15 protein-coding genes are annotated in these 17,182 nt (G+C 68.8%); 1 reads left to right on the plus strand and 14 read right to left on the minus strand.

Annotation, left to right across the window (positions count from 1 at the left end; genetic code table 11):
- Positions 1–11: 11 nt before the first annotated feature.
- The 9 genes from IB228_RS07705 to IB228_RS07745 form a co-directional block, all read right to left on the minus strand.
- Positions 12–1,457: an ATP-binding protein gene (locus IB228_RS07705; RefSeq protein WP_192197999.1), complete on the minus strand. Its 1,446-nt coding sequence runs from the start codon at positions 1,455–1,457 to the stop codon at positions 12–14.
- Positions 1,457–2,143, minus strand: coding sequence for a response regulator transcription factor (locus IB228_RS07710; RefSeq protein WP_141455518.1), 687 nt, complete (start codon positions 2,141–2,143; stop codon positions 1,457–1,459). Before IB228_RS07710 ends, IB228_RS07705 begins: the two co-directional genes overlap by 1 nt.
- A 65-nt stretch (positions 2,144–2,208) precedes the next feature.
- Entirely contained in the window at positions 2,209–2,580 is a 372-nt protein-coding gene (locus IB228_RS07715; protein WP_318289389.1) for a hypothetical protein, read from the minus strand.
- 202 nt (positions 2,581–2,782) lie between these two features.
- Positions 2,783–3,697, minus strand: coding sequence for an arginine deiminase-related protein (locus IB228_RS07720; RefSeq protein WP_192198000.1), 915 nt, complete (start codon positions 3,695–3,697; stop codon positions 2,783–2,785).
- Between the two features lie 12 nt (positions 3,698–3,709).
- Positions 3,710–4,678 (minus strand): tRNA dihydrouridine(20/20a) synthase DusA, encoded by a 969-nt coding sequence (gene dusA, locus IB228_RS07725; RefSeq protein ID WP_343227057.1) that lies wholly within the window; start codon positions 4,676–4,678, stop codon positions 3,710–3,712.
- Between the two features lie 267 nt (positions 4,679–4,945).
- Positions 4,946–5,425 carry a DUF4440 domain-containing protein gene (locus IB228_RS07730; RefSeq protein WP_192198002.1) on the minus strand — a complete coding sequence of 160 codons (480 nt, stop codon included), beginning with the start codon at positions 5,423–5,425 and terminating at the stop codon, positions 4,946–4,948.
- 5 nt (positions 5,426–5,430) lie between these two features.
- Positions 5,431–5,922: a nuclear transport factor 2 family protein gene (locus tag IB228_RS07735; RefSeq protein ID WP_218533473.1), complete on the minus strand. Its 492-nt coding sequence runs from the start codon at positions 5,920–5,922 to the stop codon at positions 5,431–5,433.
- Between the two features lie 122 nt (positions 5,923–6,044).
- Positions 6,045–6,848, minus strand: coding sequence for a LytTR family DNA-binding domain-containing protein (locus tag IB228_RS07740; RefSeq protein WP_183639255.1), 804 nt, complete (start codon positions 6,846–6,848; stop codon positions 6,045–6,047).
- 26 nt (positions 6,849–6,874) lie between these two features.
- A complete protein-coding gene (locus IB228_RS07745) occupies positions 6,875–8,011 on the minus strand; it encodes a histidine kinase (RefSeq protein ID WP_192198003.1) in 1,137 nt (378 codons plus the stop codon).
- A 216-nt stretch (positions 8,012–8,227) separates the two neighbouring features.
- Here IB228_RS07745 and IB228_RS07750 point away from each other — a divergent pair, with 216 nt between their 5' ends.
- Positions 8,228–9,334 (plus strand): PQQ-dependent sugar dehydrogenase, encoded by a 1,107-nt coding sequence (locus IB228_RS07750; RefSeq protein ID WP_192198004.1) that lies wholly within the window; start codon positions 8,228–8,230, stop codon positions 9,332–9,334.
- Between the two features lie 36 nt (positions 9,335–9,370).
- Here the strand turns inward: IB228_RS07750 and IB228_RS07755 are convergent, their stop codons facing one another.
- From IB228_RS07755 to kdpA, 5 genes are read right to left on the minus strand one after another with little or no spacing between them, the layout of a single operon-like run.
- Complete coding sequence (locus IB228_RS07755; RefSeq protein WP_183639262.1) at positions 9,371–10,099, minus strand: response regulator transcription factor; 729 nt, start codon at positions 10,097–10,099, stop codon at positions 9,371–9,373.
- Between the two features lie 17 nt (positions 10,100–10,116).
- Positions 10,117–12,747, minus strand: coding sequence for a sensor histidine kinase KdpD (locus tag IB228_RS07760; protein ID WP_192198005.1), 2,631 nt, complete (start codon positions 12,745–12,747; stop codon positions 10,117–10,119).
- Positions 12,748–12,751: 4 nt separating this feature from the next.
- The gene (gene kdpC, locus IB228_RS07765) at positions 12,752–13,384 is read right to left on the minus strand and encodes a potassium-transporting ATPase subunit KdpC (RefSeq protein WP_183639266.1); all 633 of its coding nucleotides are present in this window, start codon (positions 13,382–13,384) and stop codon (positions 12,752–12,754) included.
- Between the two features lie 10 nt (positions 13,385–13,394).
- Positions 13,395–15,443, minus strand: coding sequence for a potassium-transporting ATPase subunit KdpB (kdpB, locus tag IB228_RS07770; RefSeq protein WP_192198006.1), 2,049 nt, complete (start codon positions 15,441–15,443; stop codon positions 13,395–13,397).
- A 10-nt stretch (positions 15,444–15,453) separates the two neighbouring features.
- On the minus strand, positions 15,454–17,172 hold the full coding sequence (gene kdpA / locus IB228_RS07775) for a potassium-transporting ATPase subunit KdpA (RefSeq protein ID WP_192198007.1): 1,719 nt from the start codon (positions 17,170–17,172) through the stop codon (positions 15,454–15,456).
- Between the last annotated feature and the right edge of the window lie 10 nt (positions 17,173–17,182).

A 17,182-nucleotide genomic window follows, 5' to 3' on the forward strand; every position in this document is an offset into this window, starting at 1 on the left:
CGTGCGGCGGATCAGAGTCCCTGCGGCAGGGTGACCACGAACTGCGCGCCGCCCAGTTCCTCCGAACGTCCCACCTGCAGCTCGCCGCGGTAGTCGCGGATCAGGTCCTGCACGATCGACAGGCCGATGCCATGGCCATGCACGCGCTCGTCGCCGCGCACGCCACGCTGGAGGACGACCGGGATGTTCTCCTCGGTGATGCCGGGGCCGTCATCCTCCACCGACAGGTAAAGGCCGGCGCGCCGCTGCGGTGCCGCGGGCAGCGGGCGCACGGTCAGCAACACGCGCGAACGCGCCCACTTGAACGCGTTCTCCAGCAGGTTGCCCATCAGTTCCTGCAAATCGCCGGTCTCGCCGTAGAACCTCGCCTGCGGATCGATTTCGAATTCGCACAGCACGCGCTTGCCGGCGTAGACCTTCTCCAGGCCGCTGACGATCTCTTCCGCATGCGGTTCGATGGGCACCGGCGCGGAGAACAGTTTGTGGCCGCTGGAGGCCGCGCGCGCCAGCTGGTAGGACACCAGTCCATTCATGCGCTTGAGCTGGTTGTCCAGTTCCTCCCGCAGCGAAGCCTCGCCGCTGCCGCTGTCGAGCTGGGTGCGCAGCACCGCCAGCGGCGTCTTCAGGCTGTGCGCGAGATCGGCCAGGGTATTGCGCTGGCGCTCCAGGTTCTCGCGTTCGCTCTCGATGAAGGCGTTGATGCTGTCGGTGAGCGGTTCCAGTTCGCGCGGATGGCGTTCGCTCATGCGGTCGATCTGTCCACCCTGCACGCGGGTCAACTCGGTGATCACGCGCCGCAGCGGACGCAGGCTCCAGCGCAGCACCGCCATCTGCAGCAGCAGCAGGATGAAGCCGGCGCTGCCCAGGTACACCCACAACGCGCCGCGGAACACGCGCATCTGCGCGTTGAGCGCCTGCGCGTCCTCGAGGATGTAGATGCTGTAGGGAAACTCCGCATCCGGGCCGCGCTCGGCCCAGACGAAGCCCACGCCATAGCGGTAGACCTGGCTCTCGCTGCCGTCGGCGCGACGGAACGTGACCGGACCGTCGAAGGCTTCCTCCAGCGGGCCGAGCATCGGCGACGCCGGCAGCACAGGCCCGAGGGTGGAGTTGGAGCCCCAGCGGTCGTTGGGCAGGATCACTTCCGCATACAGGCCGCTGTCGGGCATCTCGAAACGCGGATCGGGCGTGTCGAACGGCGGAATCAGCGCACCGCCGCGGGTGAAGTCGATTTCGTCGGTGTACTTGAGCGCATAGGCTTTCAGGCGCTGGCGCAGGTTGTCCTCGGCGGTGGCAATGAACGCGCGATCCAGCGCGTAGCCCGCCAAAGCGAGAAAGGCCACCAGTCCGAGACTGGCGGCCAGCAGTTGGCGGGCACGCAGTGATCGCGGGCGCCAGCCGTCGAACGGCGCGCGCCGCGGCCTGGCCGAGGGTTCGGCGCCCGCCGGGGACGCCATCAAGCCTCGTTGGTGCGCGGGATGGCGAAGCGGTAGCCGCGTCCGCGCACGGTCTCGATCGGCTTCAGTTCGCCTTCCGGATCCAGCTTCTTGCGCAGGCGGCCGATGAAGACTTCCAGCACGTTGGAGTCACGATCGAAATCCTGCTGGTAGATGTGCTCGGTCAGGTCGGCCTTGGAGACCAGTTCGCCGGCATGCATCATCAGGTACTCCAGCACCTTGTACTCGTAGCTGGTCAGGTCGACGTTGCTGCCATTGACGCTGACCGTCTGCGCGGCCAGATCCAGCGCGACCGGACCGCACTCCAGGGTCGGCTTGCTCCAGCCGGCGGCACGGCGCAGCAACGCGTTGACGCGCGCCAGCAGTTCCTCGACATGGAACGGCTTGACCAGGTAGTCGTCGGCGCCCTGCTTCAGGCCCTCGACCTTGTCCTGCCAGCTGGAACGCGCGGTCAGGATCAGGATGGGGAATTTCTTGCCCTCGTCGCGCAGGGCCTTGATCAATTCCATGCCCGACATCTTGGGCAGGCCGAGGTCGATGATGCCCACGTCGAACGGGACTTCGCGGCCCATGTACAGGCCTTCTTCGCCGTCCTGGGCGGCGTCGACGGCAAAGCCTTCGCGCTTCAGACGGGCGGCCAGGGTTTCGCGCAGGGGGGCTTCGTCTTCGACCAGCAAGATACGCATGGACTCTCCTTGGAATGCGGGCGGCACCTGGGCCGCCACGAGCTTACGAGTGATTCTACGTAAGACTACGGTTGAGGTGGGTTATCACTACGTGCAGACGCGGGCGCCTGTTCGCCTTCTCCCCCACGCGACGGCGTGCGGCGGCGGCTGCCGCCGGCATCGTCCATGTAACGCACGCGGCCACGCTCATCGATCACTTTCATGCGATTGATGTCCCGGCCATCGAACGGCACGCGTTCGGCGCTCAGCACGCGGATGCCGGGCTCGCGCTGGGCGCGGCGCACGGAATCGGACAGCGAATTGTGGTTGTTGTCGCGGGCATCGTTGGAACGGGGAAATCCCTGTTCGCGCTGCCCCGAACGCTCGCCACGATCGTCATGTCCCCGGCCCTGTCCCTGGCCTTGTGCCTGCGCCCGGGCGTCGGCCACGACCACCATGCCGGCCAGCGCCAGCAGTGCCACGAACGCGATGGAAGAAAGTGTGCGATGCATAACGGAATCGTAACGGATCTCGGCTTCCCAAACTGAACGGAACCCGAAACCACTTCTAGACCAATGGACGCAAAGTCTTGGCTCCGGGCAGTGAATCCGGTCTGAACTTATCCACAAGCCTGGCGCCACCGTTCAGCTTATGGAACGGTCAGAAAATCTCGCCGACACAACATCTTAGCGAGCCCCCGCCGGCCTCGACGGCGGCCAGCGGGACGTCGCGCACGACGAACCCGGCCTGCGCTTCCAGGCGTCGGCGGGTATCGGCGGAAAGCGCCCGGGCCGCCCGTTCGCTCATCCAGACGCTGTCCGGGCGCAGCGCGATTGCGTTGGCGGCGAACGCGGCCTGTTCGTCCGGTGACAGGGCGATGGCCAGTGACCCGTAGAGTTCGCCCAGGGCAGCCGGCACGCGCCGGTCGGCAAAGCCCGGCGCCGCGAACAGGACGGCACGCCCGGCCAGTACGGCCAGCACGACATTGGTGTGGTATTCGCCCGGGGCCAGGTCGAACATCAGGGTCGCGCGCAGGCCGAACGCTTCGTGCATCAGCGCCGCGCCGGCTTCGTCGCAGCGGTCGGACAGGCCGCAGAAACCCAGCCCGCGTGCGCGGTCGATGACCAGCGCGCCGGTCAGCTCGCAGGGATGGGGCTGGATGGACAAGTCGACTTCCCGGTAACCGAGGGTGTCGCGGAAGAAGCCGCGGATATCGCCCCGCTCCGCCTCGCGCCGCCTGACCTCGTGGCGCATGCGGCCGACGATCAGGCGCCCGGGCGCGGTCGCGAACACGTTGTTGGGGAACACCGCGTCCGGCGTCCGCGGATTGCCCGGAAAGGCGATCACCGGCAACTCGGCGGACAGCGCGCGATGCAGCGCGCGGTGTTCGTCCAGCGCGGCCGGCCCATCGAAGCCGCCGGCATCGGCCATGTAGCGGTTGTCGCGCGCCGACTCGTCGGCACGGACGAAACCCTCCGGACTGACCAGGAAGGCGGCGCGCGCGGTGGCAGGCCCGAAGTCGGCGGCGCTGGCGCGGGCCAGACGCAGGAACTCCGGAATATCGCGGGTGAGCATCGCGGGTCGCCCTCAGGCGGCCGGCTGCAGGCGCGATTCCGTCGCCGCGAGCGCGCGCTCCAGCAGCGACCAGTCGGCCCCCGGCCGATGCGCACCCTCGCTCAGGATCTGGCGGAACATGCGCCCGCCGGGCTGGCCATGGAACAGGCCCAGGACATGGCGGGTCACGTGCTTGAGCGCGACGCCCGCCGCCAGCCGGCTTTCCACGTAAGGACGCAGCGCGCGCAGCAGCTCGGCGCGGCTGCGCAATGGCGCCCCCCACAGCGAGGCTTCCAGTTCATGCAACAGATACGGCTCGTGATACGCGGCGCGGCCCAGCATCACCCCGTCGCTGTGCCGCAGGTGCGTTTGCACGTCGACGAGGGTGCCGATGCCGCCATTGACCGCCACGGTCAGATCGGGGCGCTCGCGCTTGAGCTGGTAGGCCCAGTCATAGCGCAGCGGCGGGATCTCGCGGTTCTCCTTCGGCGACAGGCCCTGCAGCCAGGCCTTGCGCGCATGCACGAAGAACGTCGTGCAGCCCGCGTCCGCGACGGTATCGACGAACGCCCGGAAGCGATCGTAGTCCTCCAGTTCATCCACGCCCAACCGGCACTTCACCGTCACCGGAATCGCGACCGCGGCGATCATCGCCGCCACGCTGTCGGCCACCAGCGCCGGTTCCTTCATCAGGCAGGCGCCGAAGCGGCCGGCCTGCACGCGATCGGAAGGACAGCCGACGTTGAGGTTGACCTCGTCGTAGCCCCATTCCTCGCCGATGCGCGCGGCCCGTGCCAGCAGGTCGGGCTCGCTGCCGCCCAGTTGCAGCGCGACCGGATGTTCCACCGCATCGAACCCGAGCAGGCGATCGCGATCGCCGTGGATTACCGCCTGCGCATGCACCATCTCGGTGTACAGCCGCGCATGCGGCGACAGCAACCGATGGAACACGCGGCAATGCGAATCGGTCCAGTCCATCATCGGGGCGACGGACAGGGTCACGCCTTCCCTGATATCGGGACTACGGGGCTTTGCCCCTGTCGGGACGGCGGTTTCCAACGGCATGCTCGGCTTGTTTCCAGTGGGGTCTGCGGACATCCAGGCCGCCTGATGGACGGTCCGGGACGCGGGTCCGCGGCCGCCAGGCGCCTGCCGGGCCATTATCGCCCATGTCGTGGCGGCGGCCCGAACTCCTCCCACGTCCCTGTCCAGCGCCGTCCGCGCCGGTTCAGACCGCAGTGCCGCCGATTTCCCGCGAGGGCGTGCGGCCTACCCGGCGACCGCCGGCCCATCGGTGTTGATCGACTCGGCGGTGACCAGCCAACGCGCGCCGTTCCATCGCCAGGTGACCAGGTGCTTGCCCTTGACCCGCATCGTCCGTCCCCCGGACAGGACGGTCGCCTCGAACTCGCCCAGTTCGTAGGCCATGTCGCCGGATGCCGCAATGATGATCTCCGTGGGCCGGAACCTGGCCGAGTATCCCGGCGTATCCAGGCGTTCCCGGAACCACGCGCGGATCGCCGCCTTGCCGCGGATCAGTGCACTGCCATGGGTCAGGAACGCCGCGTTTTCGTCGTAGTTCTCCATCACCCGGTCCAGGCGGCCGGCGTAGAGATCCTCGGACCATCGGGCGTCGGTCGCGCGGATCGCCGCCTCGGCCTCCCGGGCCATTGGCCCGTCCGCCGCGGGGGCGGGGAGACTGGCAATGGACAGGCACAGGAGCGAAGCGAAGAGCAGCGCGGATTTCATGCGCATCATCCGGCCTGGCCTTCGGCCTTGCGGCCGAAATAGGAGATCTTGTTGGCGATCTTCCACTCGTCGCCGACCTTCAGCAGCAGGAAATAGTCGGTGATCACGACCGCGCCATGGTCCAGGGTGATGCGGGCGGTGCCGGCGCTCCCCGAGGCATCCATGAAATCGATGGTGCGCACGCGCGATGCCTCGTCTGCCGCGGCCTTGCCCTTGAAGAACGCGCAGAACTCGTCCAGCGTCAGCGAGGTGACCTTGCCGTCGCGCACGCTCTCGATCCGCGCGCTCGGCAGGAACGCCTGGCGCATGTGGGACGCCTCACCGGTGGCCTGGCCGCGGAAGTAGTGATTGATCGCCTGGCGCATGCCCGCCTGCGCGGCGGGATCCTGTTGCGCCGCCGGATGGGCAGCGGGTGCATCGGCCGGCAGCGCGTGCGCGCCCGCGGTCAAGGCAAAGAGGGCACCCGCGAGCAGGCTTCGAAACCGCGGCTGGTTCATTGCACGTCTCCTTGGGAATGTCCGTGCAGACTGACGGGCGGGGCGTCCGCGGACAATGGCGCCCACCGCGGATTCCGCACGCTTCGGCGCAATGCCTCCCGAGCACGCGCCTCGGGCGCGTGTTACTTGAACAGGGCGAGCCGGTCGCGGTAGCTGCGCGAGAGCTTGAGTTCCTGCCCGCAGTCCAGGGTCAGGAAATACTCGCCGTTGAGGTGCGGACGCAGCGAGCTGACCCGTCCGGCGTTGACCAGGGTCGAGCGATGGATGCGTGGAAACCGGGTCGGATCCAGCCGTTTCTCCAGTTGTCCGAGCGTTGCACGCAGCACGTGGGTGTCGCGATCCGTATGGATGCACAGGTAATCGCCCGCCGCATCGACCCAGCGGATGCTGCTCCTCGGCAGCCGCAAGGTGCGCGCGCCATCGCGGATCGCCAGCGGCGTGTCCGCATCGCGCAACGCCTGCGCGCCGCCAGCATCCAGCGCCTCGTCCAGGGTCAACGCGGGCCGGCCGCTGAGCGCGCCGAGCAGACCCAGCAGCCGCGCGCGATGATCGCTGGCATCGCGGCGATCCAGCGCCTCGCGCACGCGGAACAGGGCCTGCTGCAGGCGGCTGTCGTCCACCGGCTTGAGCAGGTAGTCCACCGCGCTGGCCTCGAAGGCATTGAGCGCGTAGTGGTCATAAGCCGTGACGAACACCACCAGCGGCATCTGCTGCGCCGGGATCGCGCGCAGGGCCGCGAAGCCGTCCAGGCCGGGCATCTGCACGTCGAGGAACAGCAGATCCGGCGCGTGCTCCGACACCGCGCGCACCGCCGCGGCACCATCGCCGACCTGGCCGACGATGTGGATGTCGCGTTCGCCGGCCAGGCGCAGTTCCAGTCCGCGCCGCGCCAGCGGCTCGTCGTCGGCGATCAGGGTCCGGATCATCCGTTCACTCGCAGCTCGTGGCATGGTCACTCCCGTGGCGCGCCGCCGGTTTCGAACGGCAGGGTCATCGTCACCATGAACCCGCCCTCCTCGCGATTGCGGACATCGAAACTCTGTTGCGCGCCGTACAGCACGCGAAGCCGATCACGGGTATTGGCCAGGCCCACCCGGTTGCCGCGCGGCGCGTTGTCCGGGGGCACGCCCCCGTGATCGAGCGCCGGCCATCCCGGACCGTCGTCGACGACCGACAATCTCAGGCGCTCCCCTTCGCGCGAGGCGCGCAATCCAATCGTTCCGCCTTCCACCCGCTTGGCCACCGCGTACTTGATCGCGTTCTCCACCAGCGGTTGCAGCAGCAGGCTTGGCAGCAATGCCGACCAGCAGGCCGGTTCTATCTCGATCTCCAACCGCAGGCGCTCGGCGAAGCGGGTCTTCTCGATATCCAGGTACAGGCCGATCGCGTCCAGTTCCTGCTTCAGGGTCACCCGCTGCATGGGATCGTTGTCGAGCGAGTGGCGCAGGAATGCGCTCAACCCCTGCACCATCCGGTTGGCGGTGGCGTTGTCGCGGTCCAGCACCAGGGTGGAGATGGCGTTGAGGGTGTTGAACAGGAAGTGCGGGTTCAGCTGGTAACGCAGCATCTTCAGCTGCGCCTGGTGGGCCGTCGCCGTCGCCGCCAGCGCCGCTTCGGTCTGCATGCGCAGTTTCCGCCACGTGGTCATGACCAGATAGAGGCTGGTCCAGCCCACCAGCACGTAGAGCTGGCTGATCACGTAGGTGACGTAGCCGAACCGGGTGAAGGGCAGGCAGTGACCGCACCACCCCAGATCCGTGACGAGTTTGAAGGCCATCGCCATCGCCGCCGCGATCAACAACACCGGCACGATCATCAGCAGCGCCAACCGCGCCGGCGGCCGGTCGGCGCATGCGCGCAGCAGGTAGCGCAGGCCCAGCGTGCCCAGGAATCCGGTCGTCGCCACCGCCAGCAGCACGGTCCAGTATTCGGCCGGTTTGCCGTTGGCGAGCGCGGAAAAGTAGTTGACCAGGAAAACGCCGCCCCAGCCACCCGCATGCAGCCACCAGAACAGGGCATTTCCCGACCATGCCGGCGACGGATCGAGCGGCGGAGCGGGAGGGCGGGAAGAAGCGGGATCCGGCGTCATGGCATACATGGTGCAACCCGATGGACAGGATAGGCCGCGCGGCGTGGCCGGACGCCCGGCGCGGCTCGGTTCGGCGCGCGTCGGGAACGTTCCGGCGCAAACGCGCGGCCGCGCATCCCGGCAACGGCTAGCCTGTTCGACGACACGGGAAACCCTCCTTCAAGGCCCACGCGCGATCGGCATGGGCGGCGGGGCACGATAACAAAGGAATCGTCGATGCTGTTCGAACTGGTACTGGCCGCGGGCATGGCGACAGCCCCCGCGGAAGCAATCGAAACAATCCCGGTCGCCACCGGCCTCCGGCGTCCTTGGTCGATGGCATTCCTGCCCGACGGGGACTTTCTGGTAAGCGAAAAGGAAGGCGGATTTGTCCGCATCGGACCGGACGGCGCGAAGCATCCGGTCGCCGGCATGCCCGACGATCTGGTCGACGCCTTCGAGGGTCGCGGCGACAACAGCGGACTGTTCGACGTGGTGCTGCACCCGGATTTCGCCAGCAATCGCCGCCTGTACTTCACCTACGCGTCGCAGGACGCGGACGGCCTCACCACCCGCCTGGCCACCGCGCGCCTGATCGATGATCGCCTGGCCGAGCTGCGTCCGCTGTTCGCCGCCACCCCGCGTTCGGCCGAGCGCTTCCACTACGGCGGCGGCTTGCTGATCGATCGCCAGCGCCATCTGTACCTGACCGTCGGCGAGCGTCATTTCCGCGAAGGCGACAATCCGCCGTTGCCGGTGGCGCAGGATCCCACGGACAGGCGCGGCAAGATCTATCGGTTCACCCTCGACGGCAAGCCCGTGCCTGGCAATCCGGATTTCGGCGCGAATGCGGTGCCCGGTCTCTATGCGCTCGGCATCCGCGCCGCGCAGGGACTGGCGCAGGCGGCGGACGGACGCATCTGGATGTCCGAACATGGCACCCATCGCGGCGACGAGGTCAACGTGCTGCGTCCGCGCGCCAACTACGGCTGGCCGGTGCACACCTCGGGCCGCTATCGCACCACCGGCTACCGGCCGCAGACGCTGCCCGGGGCGATCTACACCGCGCCGGCATGGACCTGGACCGATCGCACCGTCGCGCCCACCGGCCTGGTCATCTACAGCGGCTCGCAGTTTCCGGAATGGCGCGGCGACATGATCCTCGCCGGACTGTCCACCGGCAGCCTGCTGCGGCTGGACCTGGAGGGCGATCGCGTGCTCGGCGAGGAAGTGCTGCTCAGCGGAACCCGCCTGCGCAACGTGAAACAGGCGCCGGACGGCACGCTGTACCTGTTGACGGATGAGCCGGAGGGACGGTTGCTGCGGCTGGAGCGTCATCCCTGACGCCTGCGTCCCGGTTGCCTTCGCGCGGCGGCCGCGTCAGTGGCCACCGTCGATGAAACGCAGGCCCACGCCCGGCTCGGTGGCGATGTAGCGCGGCGCGGAAGCGTCGTCGCCGATCTTCTGGCGCAGCTTGCCGACCAGGATGCGCAGGTAGTGGGTGTCCTGCTGGTGGGTGGGGCCCCACAGTTCGCGCAGCAATTGCGGCTGGGTGACCACCCGGCCGGCATGGCGCAACAGCAAGGACAGCAGGGCGAATTCCTTGCGGCTCAACGCCAGCGGCTCGCCGTCCAGGGACACCTCGCGCCGGGCCAGATCAACATGCAGGCGGCCATCATCGAACACCACCGGCGCCTCCACCGTCGCGCCCGCGTGGGCACGCAGCAGGCCGCGGATGCGCGCCATCAGTTCCTGCACGCCGAACGGCTTGGTCACGTAGTCATTGGCGCCCGCGTCGAGCGCGGCCACCTTCTCCTGCTCGCCCGCGCGTACGGTCAGCATGATCACCGGCACCTGCGAGAATCCGCGGATTTCGCGCAACACCTCGTGGCCGTCGCGATCCGGCAGGCCGATGTCCAGGATCACCAGATCCGCGCCGGGCGAAGCGAGCGCGGCCAGGCCGGAAGCGCCGTCCTCGGCCAGCAGTACCCGATACCCCTGCGCACGCAGGCTGATGTCGAGGAACTTGCGGATCTGCGGCTCGTCGTCGACCACCAGGATGCGGACCGGGGGCGCGGACGAAACCGGGACGGTGTCGGCGGGATTCAAGGCGGGACCGGCGGAACTCAGGGATGCAGGAGGGGAAGCGTAATCCTGATCGTGGTGCCGCGGCCATCCGGCCCGGGCAGCGCCTCCACGCTGCCGCCGTGGGCGCCGATCATGCCCTGGCAGATGGTCAGGCCCAGGCCGGTGCCCTGGCGGCCGCGATCGCCGCGCTCCACGCTGTAGAACATGTCGAAGATGCGGCTGCGCTCCTGTTCCGGGATGCCCGGCCCGCGATCGCGCACGTCGATGCGCAACTGTTCGTCGACCAGGCGCGCCTCGACCTCGACCGGCTCACCGCGCGGGGAGAACTTGGCGGCGTTCTCCAGCACATTGAACACCGCCTGCTCGACCAGCGCCGGATGCACCCAGATCGGCGGCAGGTCGGTGGCGATCCGGGTCTGCAGCCGCACTTCCGGCTGGTAGCGCTGCAGCCGCCCGACCGCCGAGCCGATCAGTTCGTCGACGTTGATCCAGTCGCGGTTGAGGGTCAGCCCGGTATGGCCCAGCCGGGTCATGTCGAGCAGGTTCTGGATGTAGCGATCCAGCCGCTCGCCCTCGCGCTGGATGGTGTCCAGCAGCGCCTTGCGATCCTCGGCGTCCATCGCGTCGGCGTAATTCGCCAGGCTGCTGGCCGAACCGATCATCGAGGCCAGCGGCGAGCGCAGATCGTGCGAGACCGAGGACAGCAGGGCCGAGCGCAAGCGCTCGGTCTCGCCGGTGATGCGCGCGCCCTCCAGATCCGCGACCAGCCGCGTGCGCAGCGCGGCCTGGGCGATGTCGTCGGCCATCGCCTCCGCCATCCGCCGCTGCTCGAAACCCAGCCGGGGCAGTTCGCGCGGGAAACGCACGCCGGCCACCCCCATCACCCCGCGCGCGTCGCGCAGCGGCAGGAACCACCATGCGGATCCGGCCAGGGTGTCGGTGAAGCGACCGGTGGCCTGCGCATGCTGCTGGGCCCAGTCGGCGGCGGCCAGATCCTTGCCTTCCAGCACCACCCCGTTCGATGCCGCCACCTGTCCATCCCAGCGCAGCCAGATTTCGGCGTCCATCGCCGTGCCCAGCGCGTCGCGGCCGGCGGCCAGCACCTGGCCCAGATCCGCCGCGCTGGTGAGCTGCCGTCCAAGCATCTGCAGGGCGGTGGCATGGGCGTTGGCCGCGCGCAGCGCCAGCACCTGCATGCGCAGGCGCGAGGCCAGCCGGCCGGCGACCAGCGCCGCCAGCAGGAACAGGAACACCGTGGTCACGCCCTGCGAGGCGCCGATGTTGAAGGTGAAGCGCGGGTCGATGAAGAAGAAGTTGTAGGCCAGGAAGCTCAGCAGCGCCGCGACCACCGCCGCCGCCATCCGGGTGCGGGTGGCCACCAGCACCACCGCGACGATGAACACCATCGACAGATCGTCGATGCCGGTCCAGCGTTCGACCAGCCAGGACACGCCGACCGCCAGCACCGCCGCGATTACCGCGAACAGCAGATCGTTGCGCAACACCGGCATGTCGGCGCGGTTCCAGCGCCGACGCGAGCGTGCCCGCGCTTCCGGCGTGTTGATGATGACCAGTTCGTAGTGCGCGGCCCGTTGCAGCAATTGCTGGGTCAGGGTGCGGTTGAACATCCGTGCCACCGGTCGCTCGCGGGTGCGTCCCAGCACCAGCGTGGAGGCGCCGCTCTGGGCGGCGTGATCCAGCAGCGCGTCGGCGATGCTGTTGCCGTGCACGACATCGGTCTGCGCGCCGAGTCGGCGCGCCAGCGCGAACGCGCGATCCAGTTCCAGCTGGGTGGCCTCGCCGGCCTCGCGCGCCTGCACGGTCACCACCGTCCACGGCGCGTCGCGGCGTTCGGCCAGCCGCCGGGCGACCCGCACCAGGTACTCCGACTGGCCCATGCCGTCGATCGCCACCAGCACCCGGCGGCGCAACGCCATGCCGGGCAGGCCGCGCGCGGTCCGGGTATCGCGCAGATCGTTGTCGACCCGGTCGGCGACCGTCTGCATCGCCAGTTCGCGCAGCGCGATCAGGTTGGATGGCGAGAAGAACGCCTGCAACGCCTGCGCGGCCTGGTCCGGCAGGTAGACCTTGCCCTGGTGCAGGCGTTCGATCAGCTCGCGCGGCGGCAGGTCGACCAGCACGATGTCCCGCAGGCGATCGAACACCGCGTCCGGCACGGTCTCGCTGACCCGCACGCCGGTGATCCGGTGGACCACGTCGTTGAGGCTTTCCAGATGCTGGATGTTGATCGTCGTGTAGACGTCGATGCCCGCTTCCAGCAGTTCCATTACGTCCTGCCAGCGGCGCTCGTGGCGGCTGCCGGGCGCGTTGCGGTGCGCCAGCTCGTCGACCAGCGCGACCTTGGGCCGGCGCGCCAGCAGCGCGTCGAGATCCATCTCGTCCAGCCAGCGCCCCTGGTAGCTGCCCCGCCTGCGCGGCACCACCTCCAGGCCCTCGGTGAGCGCGGCGGTCTCGCTGCGGCCGTGGGTCTCGACGATGCCGATCACGACGTCGGTGCCCTGCTTGCGCATTTCCCGCGCGCGCGAAAGCATCGTGTAGGTCTTGCCGACGCCGGGCGCGGCGCCCAGGAAGATGGTCAGGCGGCCGCCCGCCTCGCGGTGCAGGCCGTCGATCAGGGCATCGGCTTGGCGGCTGCGGGCGTCGGTCATGCGGCTATTGTGCCTGCTGCGTGGTGGCCGGCAGTGCGTCCAGCGCCAGATTCAGGCGCAGGACATTCACCCGGGGCTCGCCGAGCAGGCCGAACTGCGGGGCCTCGGTATGGCGCTTGGTCAGTTCCGCCACCGTGGCCGGCGGCAGGCCGCGGGCGCGGGCGACGCGGGCGATCTGCACCTCCGCGCCGCGCGGACTGACGTGCGGATCCAGGCCGCCACCGGACTGGGTGATCAGATCGGGCGGCACATCGACCGGCGCGATGCCGTCGCGCGCGGCCACCGCCGCGCGGGCTTCGTCGATGCGCTTGCGCAGATCCGGATTGCCGCGTGACTGGTTGCTGCCGGCGGCCGCCATCGGATCGTAGCCGGCCGCCGACGGACGCGGCTGGAAGTAGCGCGGGTCGGTGAAGGGTTGCGCCACCAGCACCGAGCCGGTGACTCGGCCCTGCGCAGTGATGATCGATCCGGTCGCCTGCGCGGGGAACAGGCCGCGTCCCAGTCCGGTGCCGGCCAGCGAATACAGCAGGCCGAAACCCAGCAGCGACACCAGCGCCAGGCCAAGGGAGGGACGCAGCAGGCCGGCGCGGGTGATCTGCGGCGACGCGACGATCTTGTAGCTCACGGGAGATTGCATGTGGTTTTCCTCAGGCGCCAGTCACGAGGGACAGCGCCATGTCGATCAGTTTGATGCCCACGAACGGCAGCAGCACGCCGCCCACGCCATAGATCAGCATGTTCCGCCGCAGCAGCACGGTGGCGGTGGCCGGGCGGAAACGCACGCCGCGCAACGCCAGCGGAATCAGCGCCGGGATGATGATCGCGTTGAAGATCAGCGCGGCCAGCACGGCGTTGGCGGGACTGGACAGGTGCATCACGTTGAGCGCGCCCATCTGCGGCAGCGCGGCGGCGAACAGCGCCGGCAGGATCGCGAAGTACTTGGACACGTCGTTGGCGAGCGAGAAAGTGGTCAGCGCGCCGCGCGTGATCAACTGCTGCTTGCCGACTTCGACCACCGCCAGCAGCTTGGCCGGATCCGAATCCAGGTCGACCATGTTGCCGGCTTCCTTGGCCGCCTGGGTGCCCGAGTTCATCGCCAGGCCCACATCGGCCTGCGCCAGCGCCGGCGCATCGTTGGTGCCGTCGCCGACCATCGCCACCAGCTTGCCAGCGGCCTGCTCGCGGCGGATGCGAGCGAGCTTGTCCTCCGGCCTGGCCTCGGCGATGTAATCGTCGACGCCGGCCTCGGCGGCGATGGCCGCAGCCGTCAGCGGATTGTCGCCGGTGATCATCACGGTCTGGATGCCCATCGCGCGCAGGCGGGCGAATTTCTCCTTGATGCCGTGCTTGACCACGTCGGACAGCTCGACCACGCCCAGGACGTGCCGGCCCTCGGACACCACCAGCGGGGTGGCACCGCCGCGGGCGACCTGCTCGATGCGCGCGGCCAGTTCGTTGGGCACGTTGCCGCCGTGTGCCTGCACATGCTGGCCGATGGCGTCGCCGGCGCCCTTGCGGATCACCCGGTCTTCCACGTCCACGCCGGACATCCGGGTCTGGGCGGTGAACTGCAGGTAGGTCGCCCGCTCCGGCTCGTCCAGGATGCAGCCCTGCTCACGCGCCAGCCGCACGATCGATTTGCCTTCCGGGGTCGGATCGGCCAGCGAGGCCAGCAGCGCGGCGTCACGCAGCTGCGCCTTGTCGATGCCGGCCAGCGGATGGAACGCGGTGGCCTGGCGATCGCCGTGGGTGATGGTGCCGGTCTTGTCCAGCAGCAACACGTCCACGTCGCCGGCCACTTCCACCGCCTTGCCGGACTTGGCCAGCACGTTGGCCGACAGCGCGCGGTTCATGCCGGCGATGCCGATGGCCGGCAGCAGGCCACCGATGGTGGTCGGAATCAGGCACACCAGCAGCGCGATCAGCAGCAGCGGATCCACCTTCACGCCAACGAAGGCGCCGATCGCCGGCAGGGTCGCCACCACGATCAGGAAGGTCAGGGTCATCGCCGCCAGCAGCAGGGTCAGCGCGATCTCGTTGGGGGTCTTCTGGCGATTGGCGCCTTCCACCAGCGCGATCATCCGGTCGAGGAAGCTGTGCCCCGGCTCGGCGGTGATCTTCACCACGATCTCGTCGGACAGCACCTTGGTGCCGCCGATCACGCCGGAGCGATCGGTGCCGGCCTCGCGCAGCACCGGCGCCGATTCACCGGTCACCGCCGACTCGTTGATGGTCGCCACACCACGGATGATCTCGCCGTCGGCGGGAATCTGCTCGCCCGCCGAGACGATCACGTAATCGCCCGGACGCAGCTCGGCCGCCGGAATGCGGGTTTCGGCGCCGCCCAACGCGGTCTCCACCCGGCGCGCGACCAGATCCTTGCGTGCGCGCCGCAGCGATGCGGCCTGGCCGCGGCCGCGCGCTTCGGCCACCGCTTCGGCGAAGTTGCCGAACAGCACCGTCACGAACAGGATCGCGGTCACGGCCCAGCCAAATCCGGCCGATGCCACCCCGGCCAGCGTGATCACCGCCGACAGCAGGGTGCCGCCCATCACCACCGCCATCACCGGGCTGCGGATCAGGTGCCGCGGCGCCAGTTTGAGGAAGGCGTCGCGCAGGGCCGCGCGGAACGCCGCGCCGTCCATCAGCGCCGGATGATCCCGGCGGGTTTTTTCCTGGTAAGAAATCGTCGTCATGGGAGTGCTCTCAGTGCGCGACCAGCGACAGGTGATCCGCGATCGGTCCCAGCACCAGTGCGGGCATGAACTGCAGCACGGTGAGGATCACGACCACGGCCACCAGGGTCAGCGCGAAGGTGGGCGTTTCGATGTGCAGGGTGCCGGCCGATTCGGCGGCGTGGCGCTTGCCGGCCATGCGCGCGGCCACCAGCAGCGGGATGATCAGCGCGGGGAAGCGTCCCAGTGCCAGCGCCACCACGCAGCTCAGGTTCCACCAGTAGGTGGCGTCGCCCAGCCCTTCGAAACCCGAGCCGTTGTTGGCGAAGGCCGAGGTGTACTCGTAGAAGACCTGGCTGATGGCGTGGAAGCCGGGATTGGAATTTCCGGTGATCGACGGGACGGCCAGCGTGATCGCGGTCAGTCCCAGCACCACCAGCGGCTGCAGCAGGATCAGCAACGCCAGCAGGCGCACTTCACCGGCCTCGATCTTGCGGCCGAACAGTTCCGGCGTGCGCCCGGTCATCAGGCCGGCCAGGAATACGCTCAGCAGCAGGTACACGATGAACTGCTGCAGGCCGCAGCCCACGCCGCCCCAGATCGCGTTGACCAGCATGTTGACCAGCGCCACCAGCCCGGTCATCGGCGCCAGCGAGTCGTGCATGGCGTTGACCGAACCGTTGTTGACCTGGGTGGTCACCGCCGCCCACAACGCGGACGCGTCGGTGCCGATACGCACTTCCTTGCCTTCCATCAGCGCAGGATCGGCAGCCGTCGCCGAATGCGCCTCGGACCAGATCGCCGCGCCGGTGGATATCACCGACATCAGCATCATGCTGCCGAATACCAGCGCGGTGAACTTCCGCCGGCCGGTGAACGCGCCGACCATGAACACCACCGACACCGGGATCAGCAGGATGGCCAGGGTCTCCAGCAGGTTGGACAGCGGGGTCGGGTTCTCCAGCGGCACCGAGCTGTTCGGGCCGTACCAGCCACCGCCGTTGGAACCCAGCTGCTTGGCCGCGACCATCGCCGCGACCGGGCCCAACGGGATTTTCTGTTCGCCCATGCCGGCACTGCTGTCCACCGGCGTCGCCACCGGACCGGCGGCGAGCGTGGACGGCACGCCCTGGCTGGTCAGCAGCAGCGTCCACGCCAGGCACAGCGGCAGCATGAAGCGGACCGTCGAACGCACCACATCGGCCCAGTAGTTGCCCACGTCCACGCGTTCGCTCGGTTGCCCGACACCGCCTTCCTGGGTGGAATTCACCCCGCCACGGCCGCCGAACAACGCGCGCAACGTCGCCACCACCATCGCCAGGCCCATCATCGGCGTCACCACCTGCAGGCCGACGATGCCGGTCATCTGCGACAGGTAGGACAGCTGCGCCTGACCGGAGTAGTGCTGCTGGTTGGTATTGGTCAGGAACGACACCATCGTGTGCAGCGCGGTGTCCCAGCGCATGTTCGGGATGTCGTCGGGATTGAACGGCAGCCAGGCCTGGGTCATGAAGATGACCCAGGCAATCAGGCCGACGATCAGGTTGCTGAGCAGGAACGCGCCGGCATAGCCGCGCCAGTTCATGCCCCGCTCCGGGCGCGTGCCCAGCAGCGCGTAGATCGGCTTTTCGATCCAGCCGAACAGTCGGTCGCCGCGCATCGGCGCGCCGCGCATCACCGCCGCCAGGTAACGGCCCAGAGGCCAGCCCAGCGCGATGGCGAGCGCGAAGACGAGAAATGCTTCAGTCATTGTCGTTCAC

Origin of the sequence: Pseudoxanthomonas sp. PXM04, from assembly GCF_014851695.1 — a bacterium.
GTDB classification, from domain to species: Bacteria; Pseudomonadota; Gammaproteobacteria; order Xanthomonadales; family Xanthomonadaceae; genus Pseudoxanthomonas_A; species Pseudoxanthomonas_A beigongshangi.